The sequence below is a fragment of the Anaeromassilibacillus sp. An172 genome, assembly GCF_002160515.1.
Classification (GTDB): Bacteria; Bacillota; Clostridia; order Oscillospirales; family Acutalibacteraceae; genus Limousia; species Limousia pullorum.
In genome coordinates this window covers 19,935-45,000 of the sequence record NZ_NFKS01000004.1, presented here as the reverse complement: position 1 = coordinate 45,000, position 25,066 = coordinate 19,935, and the positions used below count along the sequence as shown (strand labels likewise).

Annotated in this window: 21 protein-coding genes, 1 riboswitch and 1 other annotated feature; of the genes, 4 read left to right on the top strand and 17 right to left on the bottom strand. The window is 40.6% G+C overall.

Annotated features, from left to right (window positions below; genetic code table 11):
* Window positions 1–39 precede the first annotated feature (39 nt).
* The 16 genes from B5F08_RS03060 to trmB all read right to left on the bottom strand — a co-directional run bounded on the left by B5F08_RS03060 (window position 40) and on the right by trmB (window position 17,530).
* Window positions 40–1,608, bottom strand: coding sequence for a dockerin type I domain-containing protein (locus B5F08_RS03060; protein ID WP_087376363.1), 1,569 nt, complete (start codon window positions 1,606–1,608; stop codon window positions 40–42).
* 222 nt (window positions 1,609–1,830) lie between these two features.
* The gene (locus B5F08_RS03055; RefSeq protein ID WP_087376362.1) at window positions 1,831–3,246 is read right to left on the bottom strand and encodes a PH domain-containing protein; all 1,416 of its coding nucleotides are present in this window, start codon (window positions 3,244–3,246) and stop codon (window positions 1,831–1,833) included.
* A gap of 3 nt (window positions 3,247–3,249) precedes the next feature.
* Window positions 3,250–3,621 carry a GntR family transcriptional regulator gene (locus B5F08_RS03050; RefSeq protein ID WP_087376361.1) on the bottom strand — a complete coding sequence of 124 codons (372 nt, stop codon included), beginning with the start codon at window positions 3,619–3,621 and terminating at the stop codon, window positions 3,250–3,252.
* Between the two features lie 119 nt (window positions 3,622–3,740).
* Complete coding sequence (locus B5F08_RS03045) at window positions 3,741–4,562, bottom strand: polysaccharide deacetylase family protein (RefSeq protein ID WP_087376360.1); 822 nt, start codon at window positions 4,560–4,562, stop codon at window positions 3,741–3,743.
* A 61-nt stretch (window positions 4,563–4,623) separates the two neighbouring features.
* On the bottom strand, window positions 4,624–6,030 hold the full coding sequence (cysS, locus tag B5F08_RS03040; protein ID WP_087376359.1) for a cysteine--tRNA ligase: 1,407 nt from the start codon (window positions 6,028–6,030) through the stop codon (window positions 4,624–4,626).
* A complete protein-coding gene (gene cysE / locus B5F08_RS03035) occupies window positions 6,027–6,662 on the bottom strand; it encodes a serine O-acetyltransferase (protein WP_087376358.1) in 636 nt (211 codons plus the stop codon). Before cysE ends, cysS begins: the two co-directional genes overlap by 4 nt.
* 374 nt (window positions 6,663–7,036) lie before the next feature.
* Window positions 7,037–7,270: a binding site (T-box leader), on the bottom strand.
* 64 nt (window positions 7,271–7,334) lie between these two features.
* Window positions 7,335–7,928: a CDP-diacylglycerol--glycerol-3-phosphate 3-phosphatidyltransferase gene (gene pgsA, locus B5F08_RS03030; protein WP_087376357.1), complete on the bottom strand. Its 594-nt coding sequence runs from the start codon at window positions 7,926–7,928 to the stop codon at window positions 7,335–7,337.
* Window positions 7,929–7,960: 32 nt separating this feature from the next.
* Window positions 7,961–9,292 carry a 30S ribosomal protein S12 methylthiotransferase RimO gene (rimO, locus tag B5F08_RS03025; protein ID WP_087376356.1) on the bottom strand — a complete coding sequence of 444 codons (1,332 nt, stop codon included), beginning with the start codon at window positions 9,290–9,292 and terminating at the stop codon, window positions 7,961–7,963.
* A 29-nt stretch (window positions 9,293–9,321) separates the two neighbouring features.
* Entirely contained in the window at window positions 9,322–9,951 is a 630-nt protein-coding gene (locus B5F08_RS03020; RefSeq protein ID WP_087376355.1) for a regulatory protein RecX, read from the bottom strand.
* On the bottom strand, window positions 9,951–11,048 hold the full coding sequence (gene recA, locus B5F08_RS03015) for a recombinase RecA (RefSeq protein ID WP_143256351.1): 1,098 nt from the start codon (window positions 11,046–11,048) through the stop codon (window positions 9,951–9,953). The genes B5F08_RS03020 and recA overlap by 1 nt, the downstream gene beginning before the upstream one ends.
* A 136-nt stretch (window positions 11,049–11,184) precedes the next feature.
* Complete coding sequence (gene prmC, locus B5F08_RS03010) at window positions 11,185–12,042, bottom strand: peptide chain release factor N(5)-glutamine methyltransferase (protein WP_087376353.1); 858 nt, start codon at window positions 12,040–12,042, stop codon at window positions 11,185–11,187.
* Window positions 12,043–12,061: 19 nt separating this feature from the next.
* On the bottom strand, window positions 12,062–13,057 hold the full coding sequence (locus B5F08_RS03005; protein WP_087376352.1) for a DUF1385 domain-containing protein: 996 nt from the start codon (window positions 13,055–13,057) through the stop codon (window positions 12,062–12,064).
* A 120-nt stretch (window positions 13,058–13,177) separates the two neighbouring features.
* Complete coding sequence (locus tag B5F08_RS03000) at window positions 13,178–14,617, bottom strand: sensor histidine kinase (RefSeq protein ID WP_087376351.1); 1,440 nt, start codon at window positions 14,615–14,617, stop codon at window positions 13,178–13,180.
* Window positions 14,618–14,663: 46 nt separating this feature from the next.
* On the bottom strand, window positions 14,664–15,365 hold the full coding sequence (locus tag B5F08_RS02995) for a response regulator transcription factor (protein WP_087376455.1): 702 nt from the start codon (window positions 15,363–15,365) through the stop codon (window positions 14,664–14,666).
* Window positions 15,366–15,416: 51 nt separating this feature from the next.
* Window positions 15,417–16,784, bottom strand: coding sequence for a hypothetical protein (locus B5F08_RS02990; RefSeq protein WP_087376350.1), 1,368 nt, complete (start codon window positions 16,782–16,784; stop codon window positions 15,417–15,419).
* A gap of 26 nt (window positions 16,785–16,810) precedes the next feature.
* Window positions 16,811–17,530: a tRNA (guanosine(46)-N7)-methyltransferase TrmB gene (gene trmB, locus B5F08_RS02985; protein ID WP_087376349.1), complete on the bottom strand. Its 720-nt coding sequence runs from the start codon at window positions 17,528–17,530 to the stop codon at window positions 16,811–16,813.
* Between the two features lie 265 nt (window positions 17,531–17,795).
* A riboswitch (SAM riboswitch) is annotated at window positions 17,796–17,892 on the top strand.
* Window positions 17,893–17,987: 95 nt separating this feature from the next.
* On the opposite strand from trmB, the gene metK reads away from it, so the two are divergent.
* Window positions 17,988–19,169: a methionine adenosyltransferase gene (gene metK, locus B5F08_RS02980; protein WP_087376348.1), complete on the top strand. Its 1,182-nt coding sequence runs from the start codon at window positions 17,988–17,990 to the stop codon at window positions 19,167–19,169.
* Between the two features lie 237 nt (window positions 19,170–19,406).
* Complete coding sequence (locus B5F08_RS02975; protein WP_087376347.1) at window positions 19,407–22,028, top strand: cation-translocating P-type ATPase; 2,622 nt, start codon at window positions 19,407–19,409, stop codon at window positions 22,026–22,028.
* A 45-nt stretch (window positions 22,029–22,073) separates the two neighbouring features.
* On the opposite strand, the gene B5F08_RS02970 is transcribed toward B5F08_RS02975, so the two are convergent.
* Complete coding sequence (locus B5F08_RS02970; protein WP_087376346.1) at window positions 22,074–23,615, bottom strand: helix-turn-helix domain-containing protein; 1,542 nt, start codon at window positions 23,613–23,615, stop codon at window positions 22,074–22,076.
* Between the two features lie 381 nt (window positions 23,616–23,996).
* Between B5F08_RS02970 and B5F08_RS02965 the strand changes: the two genes are divergently transcribed.
* Window positions 23,997–24,425: a hypothetical protein gene (locus B5F08_RS02965; RefSeq protein WP_087376345.1), complete on the top strand. Its 429-nt coding sequence runs from the start codon at window positions 23,997–23,999 to the stop codon at window positions 24,423–24,425.
* Window positions 24,418–25,050 carry a hypothetical protein gene (locus B5F08_RS02960; protein WP_087376344.1) on the top strand — a complete coding sequence of 211 codons (633 nt, stop codon included), beginning with the start codon at window positions 24,418–24,420 and terminating at the stop codon, window positions 25,048–25,050. The genes B5F08_RS02965 and B5F08_RS02960 overlap by 8 nt, the downstream gene beginning before the upstream one ends.
* Window positions 25,051–25,066 lie beyond the last annotated feature (16 nt).

The following is a 25,066-nucleotide window of genomic DNA, read 5'->3' as shown; positions in this document are numbered from 1 at the left end:
CCCACGCATTAAATTGCGTGGGGTTAATTATTAGGTTAATCAGTTACTTTCAGATAACTTTATCTGCAATGCTGTTACATCCAAAATTGAAATATCTCCGTCGTTGTTTATATCTGCGGCGTCTGCATTAAATTTCTCGAGAGAAATTCCTGCAAGATACATCTGAATAGCAGTTGCGTCGTTGATATTCATTACTCCGTCCATATTAACGTCGCCCTCTACAACATCATCTTTTCTTACTACTTTCAAAGTAAATGAATCTGATTTTCCGTTGCCGAAATCATAGTTGTAGTCAACATTTGAGATACCGTCCCTTACGGTTAAAATATTTCCCTCTACAGAGCCGCCGTACCAATCGCTTGCCTTTGAAACGTCAAAGCTTCCCGGAAGAGTTGTAAGGTCAAATTTTCCGTTTACAATCTCTATTGTATACTGATTTCCGTAGCCGGACAATGACTTCAGGGCTGTATTTTTGCTTAAGTCAAGGCTTGTAATGTTATTTAAAGCGCAGGAAAGGTCTTCCAATTTTATATTATTGCTTACATCAAGACTTGTAATCTTATTTTTATCACAATAGAAATCTATTAAATTTGTATTATTTGTCACATCAATATCTGTAAGGCTATTATTCATGCAATATAAGCTTTCCATATTTTTGTTTTTGCTTAAATCAATATTTGAAAGCTTATTGTCATTGCAGTTTAGAAAGGACAGCGCAGTGTTGTCGCTTAAATCAAGAGAGGAAAGCTGATTGCTTCTGCAATCCAAATCTGTAAGCTTGTCAAGATTATTTACATTAAGATTTGTGAGATTATTATTCTTGCACATTACGCTCACTAAGCCTGTATTTTTGCTTAAATCCAGAGAAGTAAGCTGGTTCTTGTCACAAAGGAAATTGGTGAGAACCTGGCTTGAACCCATATTTAATTCTGTAAGCTTATTGTTAGTACAGTTGAAAAAATCAAGCTTATTGCAGTCGCTTAAATCCAGAGAAGTGAGCTGATTATTTCTGCAATACAGCTTTGTCAGATTAACACAGCCCTCGAGGTTTAAGGTTCCGAGATTATTGCTGTCCAATGATAAAAACTCAAGTTTGTCAGGGTTTACTATCTCAATAGATGTCAGCTTGTTGTTCATCAACTCTATATTCTCTATAGGAGCATTTTCGTTGAATTTGATATTTTCAATTTCATTATCATTGGCGGTAACTGCTTCCATCTTGGGATTTTGGCTTAAATCAAGCTCTGTAAGCTTATTATATTGGCAAAGAAGTCCCAAAAGCGCAGTATTTTTACTTAAATCCAGGCTTGTAATATTGTTATTGTTACAGTTGAGAGATATAAGTTTTGTAAAATATTCAATACCTGTTAAATCAGATATCCCCTTTTTTCCTACATTAAGGAAAAACACCAGATTTATCTCGTCCTGAGAAAGACTTCCGTTTTGGTCTTTGTCAATGTTTTCGGAAACATAGCTTCTGAAAGCCTCATCCGGGAAATTTTCAGCATTTACATCCACTTCTCCCTCAGCCGCAAGTGAGTATGCAGGCATAGCTGACAAAAGCAAAAATGCGGTCAGCAGCACCGACAGAATTTTTTTCTTTTTCATTTTTAAACCTCCATTTTTGCACGGACGCTATAGCACGAAGCATCCATACTAATTATAACTGTTTATATATGATATCATCATAAACAATTCAAGTCAATGAGGGTTTAACTTTCCTTTATATTATTTGTCAAAAAATATTTAAACTAACAACATTTCATAAAAATTTAAGCCTGCACAGCTTTAAACCATGCAGGCTGAATTTCCCGTAACGCTTAATAGGATTTATGCTTTTACCGCCTCCGCAATAAATTCAAGGGTGTTTTCCATGACCTCTTTATCGTCAACGCCGATTATATATATCTTTTCTCCGTCCCGGTCATTGGTGGTAATCCAAAGAAACTCATCACCGGTTGGGTCAAGACATATATTGCAGGAGCCGTAACCCTTTACATTGAACTGTCCTTTATAAAGCTTATCCATATTGGAACCTATAATTTTGTTCATTGAAGGCAGGTCGTTTGTCACATCATAAGAAACAATATCCTCAACGGGTATTTCGTATTCTTTTACAACATGAACTACCTCTATGCTATTTTCTGTGGTTTCAATTTTAATAGGTGTAAATTCTTCAGTCATAAGCCAGATACCCAGAATTGGCATTGCCAAAATACACAGCACTGAAAATCCCATGAGGATTTTACCGGCAGGCTTTGCCATATTCATTGTGGTTCCTATTCCTATACGGGCATTGACTACATTGTGGACGTCGTTGGGATTGTAGTAAAAAAGACCGCCAATCCACTTGTCGTCATCGTCAAAATATTTTTCATCTACGGCAGTTTCTGAAATCTTCTGCTGAGCCTTTCTAACCACCATTTCACATCGTATTGCAAAATACATAAGCAAAATTGTGTACAATATTGAAGCTATTATAAAACCAAGTCCGGCATAGTTAAGCTTCATAAATATATAAACTGAAATATTGTAAAGGGCGGTAAGCCATGCGCAGACAAGCCACATTTTAGTCTGGTTATATCTTCTCACACGGGTAAGTAAATTCGTAATGTTAACATCCCTGTTTATTGCGTCCTTTTTCTGTCTGTTTATAAAATGATAAAACAAAGGGCAAAACAAAACCGTGAGAAACATTGCTGCGCATACGCTTATTGAAACAATGCCAATTATATCACCGTTTGACTTTATTAAATCCCATATTCCCAAAAGTACAGGGATAAAGGAAAGCACTGTAGGCGCAATAAACCATTTCATGTTGAGAATTTTTATTTCACCCACTGCGGCTTTTGTATCAACCGCAACCTTATTCATTGAATAACCGTTCCAGCCATTTTCCTTTTTCAGCTTTATAAGCTTACTTCTATACTTTACATATACAGCAAAAGGAACAATCATAGCCACAACAAGCCATACCATAGCGAACGTAAAAAACACAGACGTGTAATTAAAGAAAAACATTGCCAAGGAAAGCAGCGTAAGAACAACAAAGGATATATCCATGTCCTTTTTATACTTCTTTACAATGTCCTGAACCTCTTTTCCGTCACGTTCCCAAAGTGGAATTGTAGCTCCTATCAAAAGATTTTTCTTAGGTTTCGCCTCGTTTCTAAGCATACCGTACATAATAGGCAAAGCCATATAAAAGCAGACAAACATCACTATTTTAAATACTATGTCACTCATAAACTACTCCTTTTCCTGAAAAATCTCACGGCATATATTGAGAAATTCTTCTTCCGTCACGCCGTTGAGTTTAATTTCGGAAATTACAAGCTTTAATTTTTTTATTTGTTCTTCTTTCTGAGCCTGAGGGGAATTTATATTTGGATTGACATAAGCTCCGTTTCTTCTGTCGGTGATTATGTAACCCTCCTGCTTTAACAGTGAATATGCTTTATTGACCGTCATCATATTCACACCGGCTTCATCGGCAAGACCCCTGATAGTGGGAAGCTTCTCGCCTGCCCTCAGTTCCCCTCCGGCAATTCCCACCACGATACTGTTTCGTATCTGCATATAAATAGGTATATCACTTGAAAAATCCAGCTCCAAAAGCATATTATCACCTCTTTCTTGTATTCTCTGTATTACTAATTATAATACAGAGAATACAAAAGATAATTATTTTAAAGAAAATTATAAAATAAAACCGTGGCTTTTAAACCACGGCTTATTTTTTATGTAGTCTCTTTTGTTGTTTCGGCTGTTGTGCTTTCCGTTTTGGCTTCGGGTTCTGCCGGAATCATTGTTCCCTTATGGTCTGTTGTGTAATCGCATTTCAGCAAAAGCTCCGATATTGGAACAAACTCATAACCCATTTCCCTAACCGCATCAATAATCATGGGAAGAGCCTCCGGGGTATTTGTGGCGCCGTTGTGCATTAAAATGATTGAGCCGGGGCAGATTTTGCTTTTTATTCTATCCACCATATCCTGAGCTGTGGGGTCTTTCCAGTCCAGAGAATCCACATCCCACTGTACACAGTACATTCCGCAGGAATTTACCGTTTCCACAACTGAATTGTTGTAATCACCGTAGGGCGGTCTGAAAAGGGTTACTTCTTTTCCTGTAAGATTTTTAATAAGGCTGTTGCAGTTTTCAATCTCTTCCATCATTTTATCCCTCGAAAGCTCCGTCATTTTCGGGTGAGTACTGCTGTGGTTTCCGATATCGTGCCCAGCGGCGGCTATTTCCTTAACAGAGTCCGGATATTTTTCCACCCAATCGCCCACAAGGAAAAATGTGGCCTTAACATTTTTCTCATCCAATATATTCAGCAAATCCTCTGTCTGTTCGTTGCCCCATGCGGCGTCAAAAGAGATTGAAACCACTTTTTTATCTCCGCAGTCCACATTATAAATAGGGATAATTCTTTCACTTTCGGCGGTTTCCTGAGTTTTTGTCAATCCCAAGATACTCACTGCCCCAACGGAAACTGCCAGAACCAAGCAAATTGCCGCAGTAATAATATTCCTTTTTGTAAGAACAAAAATTTTCATAAAAAAATCACCCCATAATAATTATGAGGTGATTGCTTTTTTAATTCTGTTTATTTAACTATTATTCCTCGTATTTCCACTTAATGCCCTGAGGTGTGTCTTCAATAACAATGTGTCTTGCTTTCAGCTCATCTCTGATTCTGTCAGCAGTTGCCCAGTCCTTATTCTTTCTTGCCTCTGTTCTCTCAGCGATAAGAGCTTCGATTTCCTCGTCAAGGCTCTTTTCCTCTTTAATTGTGATAACGCCGATAACGTCGTTAAGCTCGTTGAACAAATTAAGTGCATACTGGCAAAGTTCCTTTGAAGGAGCATTTGAAGCCGCTGTGTATGTGTTGATATCTCTCGCAAGCTCGAAAATAGCGGAAATTGCGTCGGCAGTATTAAGGTCATCGTCCATAGCCTTGATAAAGTCGTCACGGTGAGTGTCAAGCTTTGCTTTTATCTCTGCTTCGCCCTCTTTTTCACCGCTTTCAGCCTTTGAAAGTGCGAAAACAAGGTTGTCATAGCAGTTGTGAAGTCTTTCCAAAGCCGCCTTGCACTGCTCGATATTTTCTACGGAATAGTTTATCGGGCTGCGGTAATGGGAGGAGATAAGCAGATATCTGATAGGCTCATAGCCGTATTTTTCTGCAACATCTCTTACGGTAAAGAAGTTGTTAAGGCTCTTTGACATCTTTACATTGTCAACATTGATGTAGCCGTTGTGCATCCAATATCTTGCAAAAGGAACGCCGTTGCAGCATTCGCTCTGTGCAACCTCGTTTTCATGGTGAGGGAAAATCAAGTCCTGGCCGCCGCCGTGAATATCGATTGTTTCTCCCAGATATCTTCTTGCCATTGCGGAACATTCAATATGCCAGCCCGGTCTTCCCTTGCTCCAAGGGCTTTCCCAGTATGGCTCGCCCGGCTTTGCAGCTTTCCAAAGTGCAAAGTCCATTGGGTTTTCCTTAACTTCGCCAACGGAAATTCTTGCTCCTGCTTCCAAATCCTCAATAGGCTGGTGGCTCAATTTGCCGTATTCGTCAAATTTAAGAGGGCTGAAGTAAACGTCGCCGTTTGATGCAACATAAGCGTAACCCTTTTCAATAAGTCCGCTGACAATAGAGATAATCTCGTCGATGTTCTCTGTTGCTCTCGGGTGAATTGAAGCCTCTTTAACTCCGAGACCCTGAGCGTCAGTTTTATACTCGGCGATATATCTCTCGGAGATTGTCATGTAGTCAGTGCCTTCCTCGTTTGCCTTGTTGATGATTTTATCGTCAACATCGGTGAAGTTCTGAACAAAGGTAACTTTCAAGCCTCTGTACTCCATGTATCTTCTGAGAATATCAAAGATACAGAGAGGACGTGCGTTTCCTATATGGATATAGTTGTAAACTGTAGGGCCGCAGGCATAAATTTTTGCCTCGCCCTCTTTCAAAGGTACAAACTCTTCTTTTTTTCTTGTCAGCGTGTTGTAAATTTTCATTTCTTTAACTCCTCCAATTCAGCTTTAAGGTTTTCTATCTCATTTTCAAGTATATTTATCTTCTGTGCAATCGGGTCGCAGATATGAATCTGGTCGAGATTTTCATTCATTCTCACATCACCGATTTTTACTATTTTAGCCGGAACACCAACCGCCGTTGCGTTTGCCGGAACCTCGCTTAAAACTACCGCACCTGCGGCAATTCGTGCATTGTCGCCCACATTAAAAGGTCCTAAAACCTTAGCGCCGGAACCAACCATTACATTATTTCCAAGTGTCGGGTGACGTTTTCCGTGTTCTTTACCGGTACCGCCCAAGGTTACGTTTTGATATATTGTGCAGTTATCACCGATAACCGTGGTTTCTCCTATAACCACGCCCATGCCGTGGTCAATAAACAGACCTTTTCCTATGGTAGCTCCCGGGTGAATTTCAATTCCCGTCTTATGTCTGCTCCTCTGTGAAATATATCTTGCTAAAAACTTCAGGTTGTGTCTGAAGCACCAATTTGCTTTTCTATAGGCTCTAACCGCCTTAAATCCCGAATAAAGGAAATAAACCTCAAGTCTGCTTCTCGCCGCCGGGTCTCTGGCGATTACAGAATCCAAATCCTCTTTCAAAGCCTTAAACACACTCTCACCTCTTTTTTTATTTCCGCCGTGTTTTTTATTTCCGCCGTGCTCACGTTTCTGCTACTATTGAACTTCATTTCACGGCGGGCGAAACCTTTTCTTTGTTTATAGAATGGTTATGTTACAATCAAATTCTATTTATTAAATTATTTATTTAAAACAATACATATAATATAGTTTACAACGACAATAGCAACTTTACTTCCAAAGTGAACCCTTGCCCTGACACAGTTCTAATCCTAAGACTATATCAATCTATCCAATGAATAGCTATGCAAATCCAATTTCTAAATCTAAGTCCTGCCCCGCCGCAGCACTAACCCAAAGCTTACATCACCCTATCCGGCGGCGGATATAAAAAATACCGTCCCTATGAAAGGGACGGTTTGTAGGTTCAAATCGTGGTTCCACCCAAGTTCAGCGTATACTATTATAATAGTATACACCCTTCTGCGTCATATAACGGTGACTGCCGTACAGAGATACTCTGTTTCCCCCTGTCTGCTCACGGGTGCATTTCCCGAAACTCCTCATTAAAGCCATTTCAGCATACAGGCTTCTCTCTGTAAAGTCTTGTTTTCGGTACTTCTCCCGGTCAATGCATTTATAATACTAATATGTACTTTGAGTTAATTATATAACAAAGAAAATCCAAATGCAAGATTTTTCTTATTACCAGTCCTGAATAACATGTTTGTTGTCCATAACATAGATAACGCCGGAGATAACGGCAAATATTGTGGACACCCAAAGGAAAATCTGATCCATTACCATAAATCCGGAGCTAAACTGCTGATAAACTTCCGATGACACAGAAATAATATTGAGGTCCATAAGCTCCAAAATATAACTGCTGAACATTACAGCGCAGATTGCAATAATCTGGCTTACGGTTTTCACCTTACCCCAAATATTTGCGGCAACAACCTTTCCCTGGGATGCCGCCACAAGACGTATTGAGGTTACGGTAAACTCTCTTATCAAAACTATTATTACCATTACAGGGTCTGTAATGCCCAAAGCTATGAAACAGACAAAAGCCGAAATAACAAGGATTTTATCCGCCAATGGGTCGGCAAACTTTCCGAAATCCGTCACCAGGTTTCTTTTTCTTGCAAGCTTTCCGTCCAGGCAGTCTGTCACAGACGCCATAATAAAAATCAGACAAGACACCAAATAATGGTGCGGAAAAGGAATTAAAAGGGATGCCACAAAAAACGGAACAAGCAAAATTCTAAGCACCGTAAGTTTGTTAGGCAGGTTCATAAAAATCATCCTCTACAATTTTTTAAAATTGCTTACTCCACCATTTCCCCTATGGGGTCGCAATTAAGAAAATCATCAATTTTTACTTTTACAAATTCACCGGGAGCAGGTTTTCTGCCTGTTACAGTAAAGAACACGCTTCCGTCAACCTCCGGAGCGTCCCAAGCGCTTCTGCCGAAGAAGCACTCGGCGTACTGGTCATATCCCTCAACAAGAACCTCTATGGTTTTTCCGTCAAGCTTCTGGCAGAACTCCTCCATGATTTCCTGCTGATTTTCCATTATAATTTCTGCTCTTCTTTCCTTAACATCCTCAGGAATCTGCGGTTCAAGCTTTGCCGCAGGTGTGTTTTCCTCCTGTGAATATGCAAAACAACCAACTCTCTCAAATCTCACCTCTTTGGCGAAATTCTCAAGCTCTGCAAATTCCTCTTCTGTTTCTGTTGGGAAACCTGCAATGAATGTGGTTCTAAGCACAATTCCCGGAACCTTTTCTCTTATCTTTGCGATAAGCTCTACAAGCTCCTCTTTGTTTCCCTTTCTGTTCATGGTCTTCAAAACTCTGCCGTTGCAGTGCTGTAAAGGCAAATCCAGATATTTTACAATCTTTTCTTCCTCTGCCATAACCTGCAAAAGCTCGTCTGTGATTTTGTCCGGATAGCAGTACAAAACTCTTATCCATCTGATACCGTCAATTTCACAAAGCTTCTTCAAAAGCTTTGCAAGCATAAGTTCGCCGTAAATGTCCTTTCCGTAAAGGCTTGTATCCTGAGCTACAACCACAAGTTCTTTTACACCCTTTTCTGCAAGATGTTTAGCCTCTGCGATTATATCTTCCATTTTACGGCTTCTGAATTTTCCTCTTATCATTGGAATTGCGCAGTAGGTGCAGTGGTTGTCACAGCCCTCGGCAATTTTAAGATATGCGTAATAATAAGGTGTGGACTGTATTCTGCCGCCCTCCAAAGGAAGCAAAAGCTTATCCGGGAAGCACTGCTGTTTCTTGCCTTGTAAAACCTCGTCTATAATTTTTACAATGTCGTCGTTTGCGCCTATTCCCACAACTGCATCGGCTTCGGGAATTTCTTTCATAACTTCCTCTTTGTAACGCTCTGCCAAACAGCCGGTCACAATTATAGCCTTAATTTTGCCCTCTTTTTTAAGCTCTGAAAGCTCTAAAATTTCTTCAATGCTTTCCTGCTTTGCGGACTCTATAAATCCGCAGGTGTTTATAATAGCCACATCTGCCATTGCCACATCCTCGCAGAGCTTGTAGCCTGCGTTTCTTATGCGGTACAACAGCATTTCTGCATCTACCCTGTTTTTTGCACATCCAAGAGAAATAATACCAACTTTATACGCCATTTCAGTATCTCCAAATTTATTATTTTTCCTTAAAATTCCTCTGCGGGGAACTCCTGTTCATCGCAGAACTCATTCAAAACTCTCTTTATATCACCGTAGCGGTAACCCATTCTTTGAAGTCCCGCCACGGCTCTTTTTCTGCCTTTTTCGTCATTTAAAGCATTTTTATATTTCTTTTCTATAACAGCATAAATCTGACTGTCGCTTTCCGGCTCAAGCTCTTCGGCAATTTGTGATGCGGTTTCCTTGTCAATTCCCTTTAAGCAAAGCTTGTAGATAACCGCCGATTTCGCAAGCTTTTTATTTTCATAAAGCTGTGAAGCGTATCTTCTTGCAAAATTTTCGTCGTTTATCAGTCCAAGCTCTTCCATGCGTTCAACCGCACCCTTTGCCGCCTCCCTGTTGCAGGTTCTGGAAATTTTGTCCTCCAGCTCTCGACTTGAGTGGTCACGATAGGATATAAGCCACAGCGCCTTGTCCTTTGCCCTCTGCAAATCAGACTGCTGTATCAAAAAGTGAAGCTGTTCATCGTCAATATCTGCGCCCACCTTCACCCTGTTTTCCAAAATTGTTTTGGTGTCAAGCTTTACGGCAAATTCGCCGTCGATATATATTGCGCTTAAACCTTTTTTTCTCGGTTCAATTCCTGTTATAATCATCAGTCTTCAACCAGAATGTCCAGTTTATCCTGAGATGCAGGAGCAGCTGAAGGAGCAGAAGCCACCGGAATCACAACAGGATTTTTCTTTTCCTTAGCTGTCTTTGTTGGGTTCAGCTTGTCGATATTTTCCCAAAGCTGCTTTTCAATCTCGTCGGCGATTTCCTTGTTGTTCTTGAAAAATTCCTTTACATTTTCTCTGCCCTGTCCAAGTCTTACATCGCCGAAGCTGAACCATGCGCCGGATTTCTGAACAACGCCTGCCTTAACTGCAAGGTCAACCAATTCGCCCTCTCGGGAAATTCCCTGACCGTACATTATATCGAACTCAGCCTCTTTGAAAGGAGGGGCAATTTTGTTCTTTACAACCTTAGCCCTTGTTCTTGAACCGACCATTTCGCCGCCGGACTTCAATGTCTCAACTCTTCTTATATCAATTCTCACTGAGCTGTAGAACTTCAAAGCACGTCCGCCCGGTGTTACCTCCGGATTTCCGTAAACAACGCCAACTTTTTCTCTAAGCTGGTTAATAAAGATTGCCACGCAGTTTGATTTTGAAATTGCGCCGGCAAGCTTTCTCAAAGCCTGTGACATAAGTCTTGCCTGCAATCCCACATGGCTGTCACCCATGTCGCCCTCGATTTCCGCCTTAGGAACAAGAGCGGCTACAGAGTCCACAACGATTACGTCGATAGCTCCGCTTCGGATAAGAGCTTCCGCAATTTCCAAAGCGTCCTCACCGGTGTCAGGCTGTGACACAAGCAAAGAGTCAACGTCAACGCCCAAAGCCGCCGCATAAACAGGGTCAAGAGCGTGTTCAACGTCGATAAAAGCTACGTTTCCGCCGTCTTTCTGACCCTCTGCTATACAGTGGAGGGAAAGTGTTGTTTTACCTGAGGATTCAGGTCCGTAAATCTCAATGATTCTTCCTCTTGGCAAACCGCCTATGCCCAAGGCGATATCCAAAGACAAAGAGCCTGTGGAAACATGTCCCACGTTCATATGCTCATTTTGACCAAGACGCATAACTGCGCCCTTTCCGAATTGTTTTTCTATCTGCATTAAAGCTGTTTCTAAAGCCTTGTTTTTATCTGCCATCTTTACTTCTCCTTTTCTTTCCTCTAAATTAAACGTCATATATTCAATACAAAACGGCTTACACTGCCGTAAGACAATTATAATTCAGAACAGAAAAAAATTCAATGATTTTAAAGAATTTTCTCGAACTAATTTTCTAATTATTTTTATAAAAACCGGAAATTGCTCTTTCCACCCCGCCGATGTCAAGACTCGAAGAGATATTTCCAAAGCCTGCGTCGGTCATCATCTTTTTTACATCCTCAAACTGACCCTCGCCAAGCTCATAAACTAACATTCCGTCTTTTTTGAGAAACTCTGTGTATCTCTTTGTAATAAAGGAATAAAAATCCAGTCCGCTTTCTCCCCCGTCCAGCGCCATTTTAGGCTCGTACTGAACTTCACTTTGAAGTGTGGGAAGCTCTTCTCTTTTAATATACGGAGGATTTGAAACTATTATGTCAAACTCTTCATCCTGCAAAAAATTCTCAGGATAAAAAATATCGCATTTAACCGCTTTTACATCCGCTTGATTTATATAAATATTTTTTAAAAGATACTCGTAAGCCTCGGGAGATTTTTCCACAGCAATTACCTTTGCATTTTTGCAGTATTTGGAAATCGCCACGGATATAGCTCCGCTTCCCGCGCACAGGTCGAGAACCTGCATTTCCTTTTCAGGATTTTCCTTTATCCTATTTATACAGATATCCACGCACACCTGAGTATCTTCTCTGGGGATAAGCACCCCTTTTCCCACTGCAAAGGGCAAATCCATGAAATACCAAAGTCCCATAACATACTGCAAAGGCTCTCCGGCGGCTCTTTTCTTTGCCATATTCAGCAGTTTTTCTTCCTCACGGTCTGAAATCACATCGTCACCGTAAACTATAATTTTGTTTCTGTCATAGCCTGCAATTTCTTCCATAAGATAGGAAGCTTCAAAGGACGGGTCGCTGACTCCGCCCTGAGATAAAATATTTTTTATTGTGAGGTATAGTTCTTTAACCGTCATTTTTATCCCACACTAATTTTTATTTTCCGGCGGTAAGAATATCGCTTCCGTCCTCCGGTATTACCTCTTTTATAGCGGCGATTGCCACTTCAATCATGCTGTCATCAGGCTCTTTTGTGGTAATTCTCTGAGCCCACATTCCCGGAGCTGCAATAATTCTTGTGGCAAGGTTGTCGTATTTGCCGCAAAGCTTAATAAGCTCGTAACCAATTCCGCAGGAAATAGGAAGCAAAAGAATTTTTATAACAGGTCTTAAAACCGGTATTCCGAAAGGTGCAACCGGAACAAAAAGACCTACGATTATTCCCACAACCAGCATAAGCACCATAAAGCTTGTGCCGCATCTTGGGTGAAATCTTGTGTGCTTTCTCACGTTTTCCACGGTAAGCTCCTCGTCGCTTTCATAGCAAAAGATTGTCTTGTGCTCTGCTCCGTGATACATGAAAACTCTTTTCATATCTTCCATTCCGGAAACCAGAAGTATGTATCCCAAGAAAATTACTATTTTTAAAATACCTTCAAAAACAGATTTATAAAAAACTACATCCTTTCCGTCGCCCTGAAATGCAGGAACCACATTTGAGGAAAGGTCAAACAAAAAGCTTGGTAAAAAGAAGAAAAGCAAAACCGCCAGCAAAACTCCGACTATTCCTGCAAACCACATAAGCACGGTCATCATCTTTTCGCCGAATTTGTCCACAAGCCATTTTTCAAAACGGCTTTCCGGCTCTTCATCCATAGCGTCCCCCATGGCTTTGTCCGCAGAAATAGCCAGTGATTTATAGCTTAACTTCATTGAATCTATAAGACCCACAATACCTCTTATAAAAGGAAGTCTGAAAAACTTTCCCTTTGATGAAATTGTAGTGTAGGCCACATCCTCTTTATAAATCTCATCCTTGCCGGTTCTCACGGCAACCGTTGTTTTTTTCGGACCTCTCATCATTATTCCCTCAATAAGTGCGCTTCCGCCTATTGAGGTGATTTTTTTTACATTTTCCTTATGTTTTTTCATTCTTATACCTTTCTATAATAAAAATAAATAACAAAATAAACCACCGTTAATTTTAAAACAAGATTGTGATTTTTCTGTGACACCGCTGTGTTCTAACAGAGATTATAACTATTTAAAGCATCACTGTGGATTTCCCGAGTCTGAACTTTTCTCCTTTATAAGGGGCAGAGTTATTGTAACTGTTGTACCCACTCCCAGACTGCTCTCGATATCAAGTGTACCGTTGTGCATGGAGATTATCTCGTCGGCAACCGCAAGGCCTATTCCTGAACCTCTTACAGTCTGATTGGCTTTATAGAATTTTTCCTTTACCCTCGGCAAATCCTCCGGAGAAATTCCCACGCCGTTGTCGGTAACCTTTATCTTTACGTTATCCTGGTCGGCGCTTACCTCTATTGCCACAACTCCGTCAGCAGGAGTATATTTCAAAGCGTTGTCAATAATATTAAAGAACACCTGTTTCAGCCTGTTTCTGTCGCCGAGAACAGGACCTACATAATCAGGCTCATCGTAAAGGAGATGTTTTCCCTCTGATGAGGCTCTTTCCTTTAACATATATATAGACTCGTCAAGCTCTGCCAAAATATCGGTTTTATCCATCATAAGCATCATTCTGCCGTTTTGCAGTCTGCTGAAATCCAAAAGCTCCTCAACAATTCCCGTAAGTCTTGACGCCTCTTTTATAATTACGCTCATGCCCTTGTCAAAGGTTTCCTTGTCGGAAACTCCTCCGAGCTGCATGGTTTCCGCCCAGCCCTTAATGGCTGTCAAAGGCGTTCTAAGCTCATGGGAAACGCTGGAAATAAAGTCGTTTTTCATCTTTTCCGCAACACCCAGCTCCTGAGCCATATTGTTTATGGCGTCGCAAAGGTCGCCTATTTCGTCGTCGTGAAGCTTGTCGATTTTTGCGTTAAAATCGCCCTGGGCAATTCTTTTAGCCGTAACCGACATCTTTTTAACTGGATTTACAATAGACCTTATAAAGAAAGAACCGGAGAACAGCACAAGCAGAATAATCACAACACCGGAGGTTATAAATATAGCCACAAACGCCATAACCCTCTGGTTTGCCATTTCAAGGGAAACGATATATCTAACCGCACCCAGATAGCTTCCCTGAGAATTTGTGATAACCCTTGTAAGAGCCATTACCGGCTCGCCGGAAACAAGTGTTCCGCTCCAGGTGGCAACTCCGCCCGATGAGCTTTTTGCCATTTCATAGTCAGGCATAGGCTGGCTTTCATCTGGAGGAAATCCCGTAGAGGTTATAACAACTCTTCCTGCGGAGTTTATAACCATAAGCTCCATAAGCTCCTTATCGGGAAAGTTTTCAACATATTCCGTTGCCATTGTTATAAAGTCTGTGGAACTTTCCGTGGTGTAGCTTCCGAAAACATTTATAAGCTCTGTGCTTCGTCCGCTGATTGTCTGTTCAATGCTGTTGTAGAAAAACACTTTAATGGCAAAAGAAAGACAGATAACTATTACAATAACTATGGCAGCAATAACTCCCAGTGTATTTATAAGCCATCTTCTGGTAATACCCTTTACTCTTGTCATCCTTTCGCCTCCCTGATTTTTGTTTTTAATTTACCTAAGCTTTTTATCAAGCTTCCCATTTATAGCCCATACCCCATACTGTTACAATATATTTCGGGTTTGAAGGCTCGTCCTCGACTTTCATTCTCAGTCTTCTTATATTTACGTCAACAATTTTTTCTTCGCCCACATATGCATTTCCCCAAACATGGTTGAGAATATCGGTTCTGTCAAGGGCAACGCCTGGGTTTGAGAAAAAGTATTCCATAATCTGGAACTCAACCTGTGTAAGCTCTATAACCTTATTGCCCTTCATAAATGACCTGTTTCTAAGGTTAAGCTTGAAAATTCCGCAGGTAAGCTCTTCTTTGAAATTATTTTCGCTGTGAGCACGTGCCAAAGCAACTCTTCTGTAAAGAGAGTCAACTCTTGCGGTAAGCTCGCTGGGGCTGAAAGGCTTTGTCACATAGTCGTCTGCGCCAAGCATAAGACCTGTAACCTTGTCCATTTCCTGTGTTCTTGCGGAAAGCATGATAATTCCGATTGTGCCGTTTTTATTGCGCAGCTCCTTGCACACGTCAAGACCGCTGATTCCCGGCATCATAATATCGAGAATAGCAACATCAAAATCTCCGTTGTGTTCCTCGTATTTTTTCAGAGCCGCTTCGCCGCAGTCCGCCTCAACCACGTCATATCCGGCTCTTCTAAGGTTTATAACCACAAAATCTCTTATAGCAGTTTCGTCTTCGCAAACAAGAATTTTTTTCATAACTTCCTCCATCTATATTTCTCCAATATTATAATCTGTCAATTCAGCCGGTTAAAATACCGTTTCGCCGGTTCCGGCAGCTCTAAAGGAATTCAAAATATCCTGTTCTTTCGGGATATAAGCGCTGTCACCCATTAAAACATAACCATATGCGTTATTTTCGTTTTTCAGTATCAAGGAATAGCCGTCCATGTCTGCCCCGTCAATCCATTCGCCTACAGGGTACTGTCTTAATGCGAAAAATGCTTCTCCTATAACTCCGTCGCTGTATTCCATAAATGTCATGGTTCTTCCGTCGTCTGAGATTACGGCAGTAACATGTCCGTACCATTCGTCGGGGATTATATAGTAATATCCGCCCTTATTGTTGTATACAACAGTTCTGACTATCTCAGTATTGTTGTCAGTGGTTGAGTAGTTGCACCATGAAATAAGTCCTGCATATTCCATGCCCGTTGACGATGAGTCAGAAGGCATTTTGGTGCATACCGGGATTTCCACTATTCCGTCTCCGTTGATATCCTTTGATACAATGGAGGTGGATTTAAGATTTATGGAATCGTATTCGCTGATAAGTCCGCTCTGCACCGTTTCGCTTTTCAGCTGGAACTGAGGAACATCGAAATAGATAACCTGTGTGTTATATCTCAGTCCCGTAACACCGTCGGCAAACACCGCAAAGGTTCCTGTGCTGTCAACCTTTCCCGAGGTCACATTAAACAGCCTTGTGACTTCCGAATCCATGGCAGCTTCTGAAACCAATGTGATTTTTTTATCGTTGTCGTTGTAGCAGTAAAGAGAAGCCGCCGCACTTTTTTCCGATGTGCTTAAATTTATCAGCACAATGCTGTCAAATCCGCTTTGGGTAAAATCTCCTACCGCAAACTCGTAATATATTTCATCGGAGGACATCTGAGTGCACTGGTTGTTATCATAGCTGTACACCGATAAAACATTTGTCATTGTGCTGTTGGCGTTCCAGCCCACTATAATCTCGTCAATTCCGTCTCCGTTGAGGTCGGCAAAATCAACCTCTGTCACTTCAGGAAAGGCTGTGGTAAATTCACCAACAATCTGCCACTGCTGTTCCTCCTCTTCTCCCACCTCGTCTATTACTACCAGATGAGTCTGAGGGTTTTCGTCCTTTGTTCTGTAAAGTCCTATAGCCTCTTCGCTTCCGTCGCCGTTCATATCATAAAGTATAACTGCGCTTCGGTAATTACCGCTTTGAGGATATTTAAGTGTATATTTCTGATTTCCTGCATTTTGCTCTATAAGATGCTGAATCTGAGCTTTGTCTCCTGTAGGTCTTGGCGGACGCATAAGGTCTTTGCTGTCAAGATTAGCTATGGAGCATCCGCTCATAAGCACCGCCAGCAGTCCCGCCGTTAAGCAGGCCAAAAACTCCTTAATCTTCATTTTTCCGCCTCCCTTTTTAATGAAAATTATTCGGAAACTTCCTTTTCGCCGTCTTTCTTTTCCGGCAAAACGTCCTTTACTGCCGTGCAGTATTTAATTTTAATACCTTCCTGGGAAAACATTCTCTCGTGTTCAGTCATAAAGTTTTCCCCGTAGATTTTTGAAAAATCGCTGTTGTGCAAGTCCCTTGTTATATAGTCAATTCTGAAACCGCACTCTTCAAAATATTCAAGGCTTTCCTCAAAAAGCTCGTCATCGTCGGTTTTAAAACGGATTTCTCCGCCCTCTTCGAGAAATTCTCTGTATTTCATAAGCTTCAAAGGGAAAGTAAGTCTTCTCTTCTTATGCTTTCCTCTTGGCCACGGATTGCAGAAATTTATATAAATTCTCTCTATTTTATCTTCCGGAGAAATTATTTTTTCAATCTGCTCCACATTCCAGGCAACCAAAGCGATATTTTTTACATCATCAACGGTTTTTCCTGCCTCCTGAAAGAATTTTACAATATTTCTTCTTCCCACGCCAAGCATATCGCTTTTTATGTCAACGGCAATAAAGTTTACATGGGGATAAGCCAAAGCCGCCTGGGCAACAAAGCTTCCCTTTCCGCAGCCAAGCTCCAGATGCAGGGGCTGCTGTTTTTCAAAAACTTTGCTCCAGTTTCCTCTTGTTTCTGCCGGGTTTTTTATATAAAAATCGCAGGCGGCAAGCTCCGGTTCCGCCCAAGGTTTCTTTCTTATTCTCATTATTTCACCAAACAATTCTTTATTTTAAATTTCAAATAGGTATACTTTTTGACTATCTAATTTATTATACCAAACAATATGTCCATTTGCAAACACTTTGATAAAAAACGGTAAAATAAACTGATAAAATCTGAATTTTTCCTAAAATTTGATAATTATTCCATTTATTATGTTTTTAAGGCAATATTTTTACAAAAACTGCTGTTGACTTTTTTCCCCGCTATGGTTATAATACATTACGAACTACAAAAAAGAGAATAATTACTGCTTATCAAGAGTGACTGAGGGAACAGGCCCTGTGAAGTCCGGCAACCTGCTTAATGTAAGGTGCCAAGTCCTGCGGTAAATCCGAAAGATGAGTTTATACCCGCTGTTCGGAACACCGACCGGCGGTTTTATTTTTTTATAAAAAGTTTCATCTTATTTTAGATAATAAAAAATCGGAAGGAGAAAAAACATGGCAAAGAGATTTTTCACATCTGAATCAGTAACAGAGGGACATCCGGACAAAGTATGCGACCAGATTTCTGACGCTGTTTTGGACGCAATATTGGAACAGGATAAAAACGCCCACGTAGCCTGCGAAGTAACAGCAACCACAGGCATGGTACACGTAATGGGTGAAATCACCACAGATTGTTATGTAGACATTCCGGCTGTTGCCAGAAAAGTTATAAACGATATAGGATACAACACACTTGACTGCGGTTTTGACGGAAACAACTGCGCAGTTCTCACCTCAATCGACTCTCAGTCACCGGATATCGCAATGGGCGTTAACGCTTCTTACGAGCTTAAAAACGGCGAAGAGGATGTTTTCAACTCCACAGGCGCCGGAGACCAGGGTATGATGTTCGGTTTTGCATGCGACGAAACACCGGAGCTTATGCCTTTGGCAATCTCTCTTGCACACAAGCTTGCAAAAAGACTTACAGAGGTTAGAAAGAACGGCACTCTCCCATACCTCAGACCTGACGGCAAAACTCAGGTTACAGTTGAGTATGACGACGACAAGATTGTAAGAATTGACACAGTTGTTGTTTCCACTCAGCACGAGGAAACAGCAACACTTGAGCAGATTAGAAAAGACCTTACAGAAAAGGTTATCAAGGAGATTATCCCTGCAAACCTTTTGGACGAAAACACAAAGATTTATGTAAACCCAACAGGCAGATTTGTTATCGGCGGCCCTGTAGGTGACAGCGGTCTTACAGGAAGAAAGATTATCGTTGACACATACGGCGGATATGCCTGCCACGGCGGCGGAGCTTTCTCCGGAAAAGACCCGACAAAGGTTGACAGAAGTGCTGCTTACTATGCAAGATACATTGCAAAGAATATCGTTGCAGCAGGACTTGCAAAAAGATGTGAAGTTCAGCTTGCATACGCAATCGGCGTTGCAAAGCCTGTTTCAATCCTTGTAAATACATTTGGCACATCTTCCTACAATGATGAGGCTATCGCAGAGGCAGTTAAAAAGGTATTCGACTGCCGTCCTGCAGCAATCATCAAGAATTTGAAGCTCACAGAAACAAAATATCTCCCTCTCGCCGCTTATGGTCATATGGGCCGTGAGGATTTGGGCGTTCTCTGGGAAAACACAGACAAAACAGAAGAGCTTAAAATGGCATTGGCATAATTAAATCATCTACAGGCGTTTGGCAATAAGCCGGACGCCTGTTTTATTTTATAATTTTTTTCTAAATGGAAATAGAGAGGATAAAATGTCCCAAAATAATAAAAAGCAAAGGAAAGGTCAATTGAAAAAACTGTGTAAACTTTGCCGTATTTTGATGACTTATGACATTTATTTTGTTATAATAAAAAATAATCCAATTTTAGGTATTGTTTTTTAGTTTATGAAAGGATGTACAAAATGGAACAATATTTCTCTAAAACCCCTCAGCAGGCTTTGGACGATTTAAAGACCACTTCCGCCGGACTTTCCGGACAGGAAGCTTCAAGCCGTATTGAAAAATTCGGCGAGAACAAGCTCTATGAGGGAAAGAAAAAATCTGTAATTCAGGTATTTTTAGAACAGTTTAAAGATCTGCTGGTTATTATTCTCATTGCCGCAGCGCTGATTTCCGCTTTTTCCGGAAACCTTGAAAGCACAATAGTTATCATAGCAGTTCTTATCCTCAACGCTATACTGGGAACAGTGCAGTATTTTAAAGCTGAAAAATCCCTGGAAAGCTTAAAAGCCATGTCATCACCAACGGCAAAGGTTCTCCGTGACGGCAAAAAGATGGAAATCCCATCTGCACAGATTGTGCCAGGCGATATAGTATTTTTGGAAGCCGGCGACATGGTTGTTGCAGACGGAAGAATTTTAGAAAACTTCTCCCTTAAAGTCAACGAAAGCTCCCTCACCGGTGAGAGCGAGGGCGTTGACAAAACAGTAGATGTTATCAACTCTGAAAAGGTTGCACTGGGCGACCAGAAAAACATGGTATTCTCCGGTTCTCTTGTAACCTACGGACGAGCAACAATAGTTGTAACCGCAACCGGAATGAACACAGAGCTTGGTAAAATTGCCGCTTTGATGAACCAAACTCAGCAGAGAAAAACACCTTTGCAGGAAAGCCTTGATAAATTCAGCGCAAAGCTTGCAATTATCATTATGATAATTTCCGCTCTTGTTTTTGCATTGTCAATTTTCAGAAGCGGAATGGGAATTTTGGATTCCCTTATGTTCGCAGTAGCTTTGGCTGTTGCCGCAATTCCTGAGGCTCTTTCCTCCATTGTAACCATAGTTTTGGCAATGGGAACACAGAAAATGGCTCAGCAAAACGCCATAATGAAGGATTTGAAAGCCGTTGAAAGCTTGGGATGTGTTTCCGTAATCTGTTCCGACAAAACCGGAACACTGACCCAAAACAAGATGAAGCCTCAGAAAATCTATGCCGACGGCATTTTAATCGATGGCGAGGATATTGACCTTGTAAATGACGTGCAAAGACTGCTTTTAAAGTCAGCTCTTTTGGCAAGCGACGCCACCCATGATCCTGAAAAGGGCACATCAATCGGCGACCCAACAGAAGTAGCTCTTGTTATGTTGGGTGAACACTTCGGCGTTGAAGAGGAAATATACAGAGATACTCACCCACGTTTGGGAGAAATCGCCTTTGACTCTGACAGAAAGCTTATGAGTACACTCCACGACATTGAGGGAGTTCCAACACTCATTACAAAGGGCGCAATGGACGTGCTTCTTGACCGTTCAAAATATCTTATGACAAGCAAGGGCAAGGTTCCTATGACAGAGGAAAGAAAAAGCGAAATTGCCCGCATAAATATGGAGCTTTCAGAACAGGGACTTCGAGTTCTGGCTTTTGCAGTTCGTGAGCTTGACAGCGTCCGTCCTCTCACTTTGGAGGATGAAAAGGAGTTTACATTCTTAGGACTTATCTCCATGATTGACCCGCCGAGACCTGAAGCTATACAGGCTGTAGCAGACGCAAAACGAGGCGGTATCCGCACAATAATGATTACCGGCGACCACAAGGTGACCGCAACAGCCATAGCAAAACAGCTTGGTATTTTCCGTGAGGGCGACGAAGCCCTTTCCGGTGTAGAGCTTGACGCCATGAGCGACAATGAGCTTGACCAGCGTCTTGAAAAGGTTTCCGTATATGCCCGTGTTTCTCCGGAACACAAAATCCGTATAGTAAACGCATGGCAGAGAAAAGGCAACATTGTTTCCATGACCGGCGACGGAGTAAACGACGCACCTGCACTTAAAAAAGCCGATATCGGCGTAGCAATGGGAATCACAGGAACAGAGGTTTCCAAGGACGCCGCTTCCATGATTCTTTCCGACGACAACTTTGCAACTATCGTTAAGGCTGTTGTAAACGGAAGATGTGTTTATACAAACATCAAAAACTCAATAGGATTTTTGCTTTCAGGTAATACAGCGGGAATTTTTGCCGTTGTTTATGCGGCTTTAATGGCTCTGCCTGCTCCTTTCGAGGCTGTTCACCTTTTGTTTATCAACCTGCTTACAGACTCACTTCCGGCAATCGCCATAGGTATGGAGCCTGCCCGTGACGGACTTCTTGACCAGAAACCACGTGACCCGAAGGAACCTATTTTAACCCGTGATTTCTTATCTAAAATAGGTGTTCAGGGCTTTCTTATCGCCGTTGTCACAATGATATCATTCTATATCGGCTATCAAAACGGCGACGCCGCTTTGGCTTCCACAATGGCATTTTCAACACTTACAATGGCACGTCTTTTCCACGGATTCAACTGCCGTGGAAGCAACTCAATATTCAAGCTTAAATTCTCCACAAACAAATATTCAAACCTTGCATTTTTCGGCGGAGTTATCCTGCTTTTGCTGGTTCTCTTTGTACCGGGACTCAACGGCTTGTTTATGATTTCCCCTGCTTTCGGCATTAAGGAACTGGGCATTGTAGCCTTAATGGCATTTATCCCAACTGTTTTGATACAGATTTTCAAAATTATAAGAGATATTAAAAAACACTGATAAAAAATCGAGGCGTATGGTTTTCACACCATACGCCTTATTTTTTTAATCTGTTAAAGTTAAATCATATTCGATTATTACAAGTCTGTTGTCATTCTGATTATATTTTAAAAACATAAGCTCATAATTTCCCGCTTCAGTAATTGTTTTATTTATTTCCCCGTCGGTCGCATTGAAAACCGCATAATAATCATAGTCGTATTGATTTGGTTCTTCAAAAAAATAGGATAAATATTGAGGTAAATCCGAAGTTTGTGTTTTCCATTCTCCGCTTTCCGCAAGGTATTTTTCAAATTCGGCTATTCCCTGATCATCAGTAAAATCCACATACAGACTGTCTTTTTCAATTAAAAGATAATGCATAAAACTATCAATGTCAATTCCGGAATATGAATACAGCGTATCTTTTGAGCTGTCCTTTATAAAAGCTTCGCCGCCGTCGGGAAAATCAATTCCTGTTACGGTTTCAATCTCCTGCATACGGCTGTAATCTGTTTGAACATAATTCTCAGAAAACGCCATGATGCTTAAAAATCCAATAGCCCCATAGAATGTCAAAATTCCGCTGACAACAATATATCCGACAGTTTTTAAACCCTTTGATTTTCCGAAAATTGCGGTTGCAAGTGAAGCCAATGAAAAAATTATAAATGCGCCCGAGGCAATCTTCAGGGATTGTAAACCTTTGTAGCCGTCTGCGAAAAACATAAATTTTATAACAAAGACATTTGCTGATACAATCATCAAACAGAACAAAGTCCAGTTTATCCTTTGGAAAAGCTTTATTCTTTCTTCGCTCATACTGCACAAAGGGTATTTATAAGCCACATCCTGAGAATAAAAATATCTTATATTATTTATAAGCATTTTTAATATAACATCTTTGTCACCCTGAATATCATCCATGTTTACTGTATACAGTTTTCGAGCGTATGAAATAACCAGCCGTTTTTTGCTTATGAACACACCGTTAATCTCATTGTAATATGCGAAAAAATTTCCGTCGTATTCGTCCTGACGCTCTGTTGAAAATCCTATTCCCTGCCTGTAAAAATAAAGCTTTTCAATACTGTCGCTGTCCTTTATGGACTTAAAGCTTTTATGCCTTTTATACAGGGATAAAGCAAGCGGCACCATAAGTCCCAAAGCTACAAATATGAAAGGTACAAAAAGAAATATGGGATTTAGTCTGCTTCTTTCAAACAGCATAAACATACACGAATTAAACAGATAAATTAAACCTATTGCCGCTATTACACATCTTGATAAAATATTTTTGCGGTAATAAAGCTTTACGCCTTGCTTTTTGCTTTCATCATCTTTAGAAACTGCCGCTGTTCCTATATGAAGTTCCTGTACAGGCTGACGGCTGTTATCGGCTGGCTGTGCCGCTTCCCTGCCCAAAAGCTCGTCAACCGTAACTCCCAGTATCTCGCTGAGCATAACAAGGTTTTCAATGGACGGCACTGTTTTGTTCTCTTCCCAAAGGCTTACGCTCTGTACGCTTACACCCATTTTCTGAGCCGCATATTCCTGAGAAATACCCTTTTCTTCTCTCAGTCTTTTAATGTTTTCACCTAAATTCATAAGTCCACCCCTTTTCTATGTTTTCTGTAAATTCAAAGATGTGCAAAGCTTTTTCTAACATTCTTATCCGACTAAATAAAGGATAAATTTAAAATATTCTTTTTATTTATTATAACAATTTTAAACTGCCATGTCAAAGAAAAATATAAATTAAATATATTTATATTTTAAAAGCATGTATAAATTCTTGCAGAATTACGGTACAAAGATAAACAGATAATGAATATTTGAAAAAAATTATCACTGAACTGCACACATAGCTAAAAAACAATAAGAAATTAAAAATCATTTCGGTTTACAATTCCAACTGACAGCTTTATTCTTCATAAAACGCCCCTCGGTATCATAAACTTAAACAATACGATATCGGGGGGGATTTTTGTGGACAGACGAGATTTTTATTACAGCGACGATGAGCAAAATAACCTTTACATAAATCCGGAAGAATACAGAAAAATGAGGTACTACAAAAACTATCAGAGTTATGAAAATTATCCCCAGGACTATAATCAAAATGAAAACGAAGAGCCAGTACATGAGAAAAAACCTATCGCCCATCCTATTTTAATCTTTCAGGTTATTGTCTGCCTTTTGGCGGCTATCGCAGTTTTTACTATAAAATCAATAGGCGGCGATTTATACGACACGATAAAAAAATACTACAGCCAATTTATAAATACGCCGGATGTGATAACTGATTTTATATCTGAAAATCAATTAAATATGGCACAGCAGGAGAACACTGAAAATTCTTCTCAGCCTACAGAAGAAACAACACAGGAAAACGCTTCCGGTGATGAAAATGAATAAAAGAAAAATCAAACTGCGGGAGAAAATAAGTTTCAGTTTTCCCGCAGTAGCTCTCTTTGCCCTTTCCCTGCTTTTGGACAAAACCGGAGGAATTACCGCCTGCTTTATAAGTGCCGCTCTTCACGAGCTTGGTCATCTGTTTGCCATGGAGATTTCCGGTTATCCGGCAGAAAAAATAAAAATAAGGATTTTCGGCGGAGAAATCATAAAGAAAAATCAAATTTCCAAACCTCTTTCCAAAGAGCTTTTTATAATCTACGGCGGCATAATTTCCAACCTTTTATTTGCTTTTACTTTCGGCGGACTTTATTATTTTTTGAATAATGACTTTTTAAAATTGCTATGTTTCACTAATTTAGGTTTGGGATTTTTCAACCTTATGCCTGCCTGTACCCTTGACGGCGGCGTGGGGCTGGAAATACTTCTTTCAAATTTTTTCGGCGCAGACTTTGCCGCCAAAGCCATAAATGTATTAACAGTTCTTTTGATAATCCCAATATTTACTCTGGGATTTATTGTACTTTTCAACTCACCCTATAATTTCTCCCTTTTATTCATCGGGATTTACCTCACCATGTCTTTATTTATTTCAGGAAAAAACAAAAGCGAAAAGTTTTCCACATAGAGCCTCTGCCATGTGG

Bases quoted from the DNA above. Each gene is read 5' to 3' on its own strand.
- B5F08_RS03060 (WP_087376363.1), bottom strand. From the start codon at position 1,608: ATGAAAAAGAAAAAAATTCTGTCGGTGCTGCTGACCGCATTTTTGCTT.
- B5F08_RS03055 (WP_087376362.1), bottom strand. From the start codon at position 3,246: ATGAGTGACATAGTATTTAAAATAGTGATGTTTGTCTGCTTTTATATG.
- B5F08_RS03050 (WP_087376361.1), bottom strand. From the start codon at position 3,621: ATGCTTTTGGAGCTGGATTTTTCAAGTGATATACCTATTTATATGCAG.
- B5F08_RS03045 (WP_087376360.1), bottom strand. From the start codon at position 4,562: ATGAAAATTTTTGTTCTTACAAAAAGGAATATTATTACTGCGGCAATT.
- cysS (WP_087376359.1), bottom strand. From the start codon at position 6,030: ATGAAAATTTACAACACGCTGACAAGAAAAAAAGAAGAGTTTGTACCT.
- pgsA (WP_087376357.1), bottom strand. From the start codon at position 7,928: ATGAACCTGCCTAACAAACTTACGGTGCTTAGAATTTTGCTTGTTCCG.
- rimO (WP_087376356.1), bottom strand. From the start codon at position 9,292: ATGGCGTATAAAGTTGGTATTATTTCTCTTGGATGTGCAAAAAACAGG.
- B5F08_RS03020 (WP_087376355.1), bottom strand. From the start codon at position 9,951: ATGATTATAACAGGAATTGAACCGAGAAAAAAAGGTTTAAGCGCAATA.
- recA (WP_143256351.1), bottom strand. From the start codon at position 11,048: ATGGCAGATAAAAACAAGGCTTTAGAAACAGCTTTAATGCAGATAGAA.
- prmC (WP_087376353.1), bottom strand. From the start codon at position 12,042: ATGACGGTTAAAGAACTATACCTCACAATAAAAAATATTTTATCTCAG.
- B5F08_RS03005 (WP_087376352.1), bottom strand. From the start codon at position 13,057: ATGAAAAAACATAAGGAAAATGTAAAAAAAATCACCTCAATAGGCGGA.
- B5F08_RS03000 (WP_087376351.1), bottom strand. From the start codon at position 14,617: ATGACAAGAGTAAAGGGTATTACCAGAAGATGGCTTATAAATACACTG.
- B5F08_RS02995 (WP_087376455.1), bottom strand. From the start codon at position 15,365: ATGAAAAAAATTCTTGTTTGCGAAGACGAAACTGCTATAAGAGATTTT.
- B5F08_RS02990 (WP_087376350.1), bottom strand. From the start codon at position 16,784: ATGAAGATTAAGGAGTTTTTGGCCTGCTTAACGGCGGGACTGCTGGCG.
- trmB (WP_087376349.1), bottom strand. From the start codon at position 17,530: ATGAGAATAAGAAAGAAACCTTGGGCGGAACCGGAGCTTGCCGCCTGC.
- metK (WP_087376348.1), top strand. From the start codon at position 17,988: ATGGCAAAGAGATTTTTCACATCTGAATCAGTAACAGAGGGACATCCG.
- B5F08_RS02975 (WP_087376347.1), top strand. From the start codon at position 19,407: ATGGAACAATATTTCTCTAAAACCCCTCAGCAGGCTTTGGACGATTTA.
- B5F08_RS02970 (WP_087376346.1), bottom strand. From the start codon at position 23,615: ATGAATTTAGGTGAAAACATTAAAAGACTGAGAGAAGAAAAGGGTATT.
- B5F08_RS02960 (WP_087376344.1), top strand. From the start codon at position 24,418: ATGAATAAAAGAAAAATCAAACTGCGGGAGAAAATAAGTTTCAGTTTT.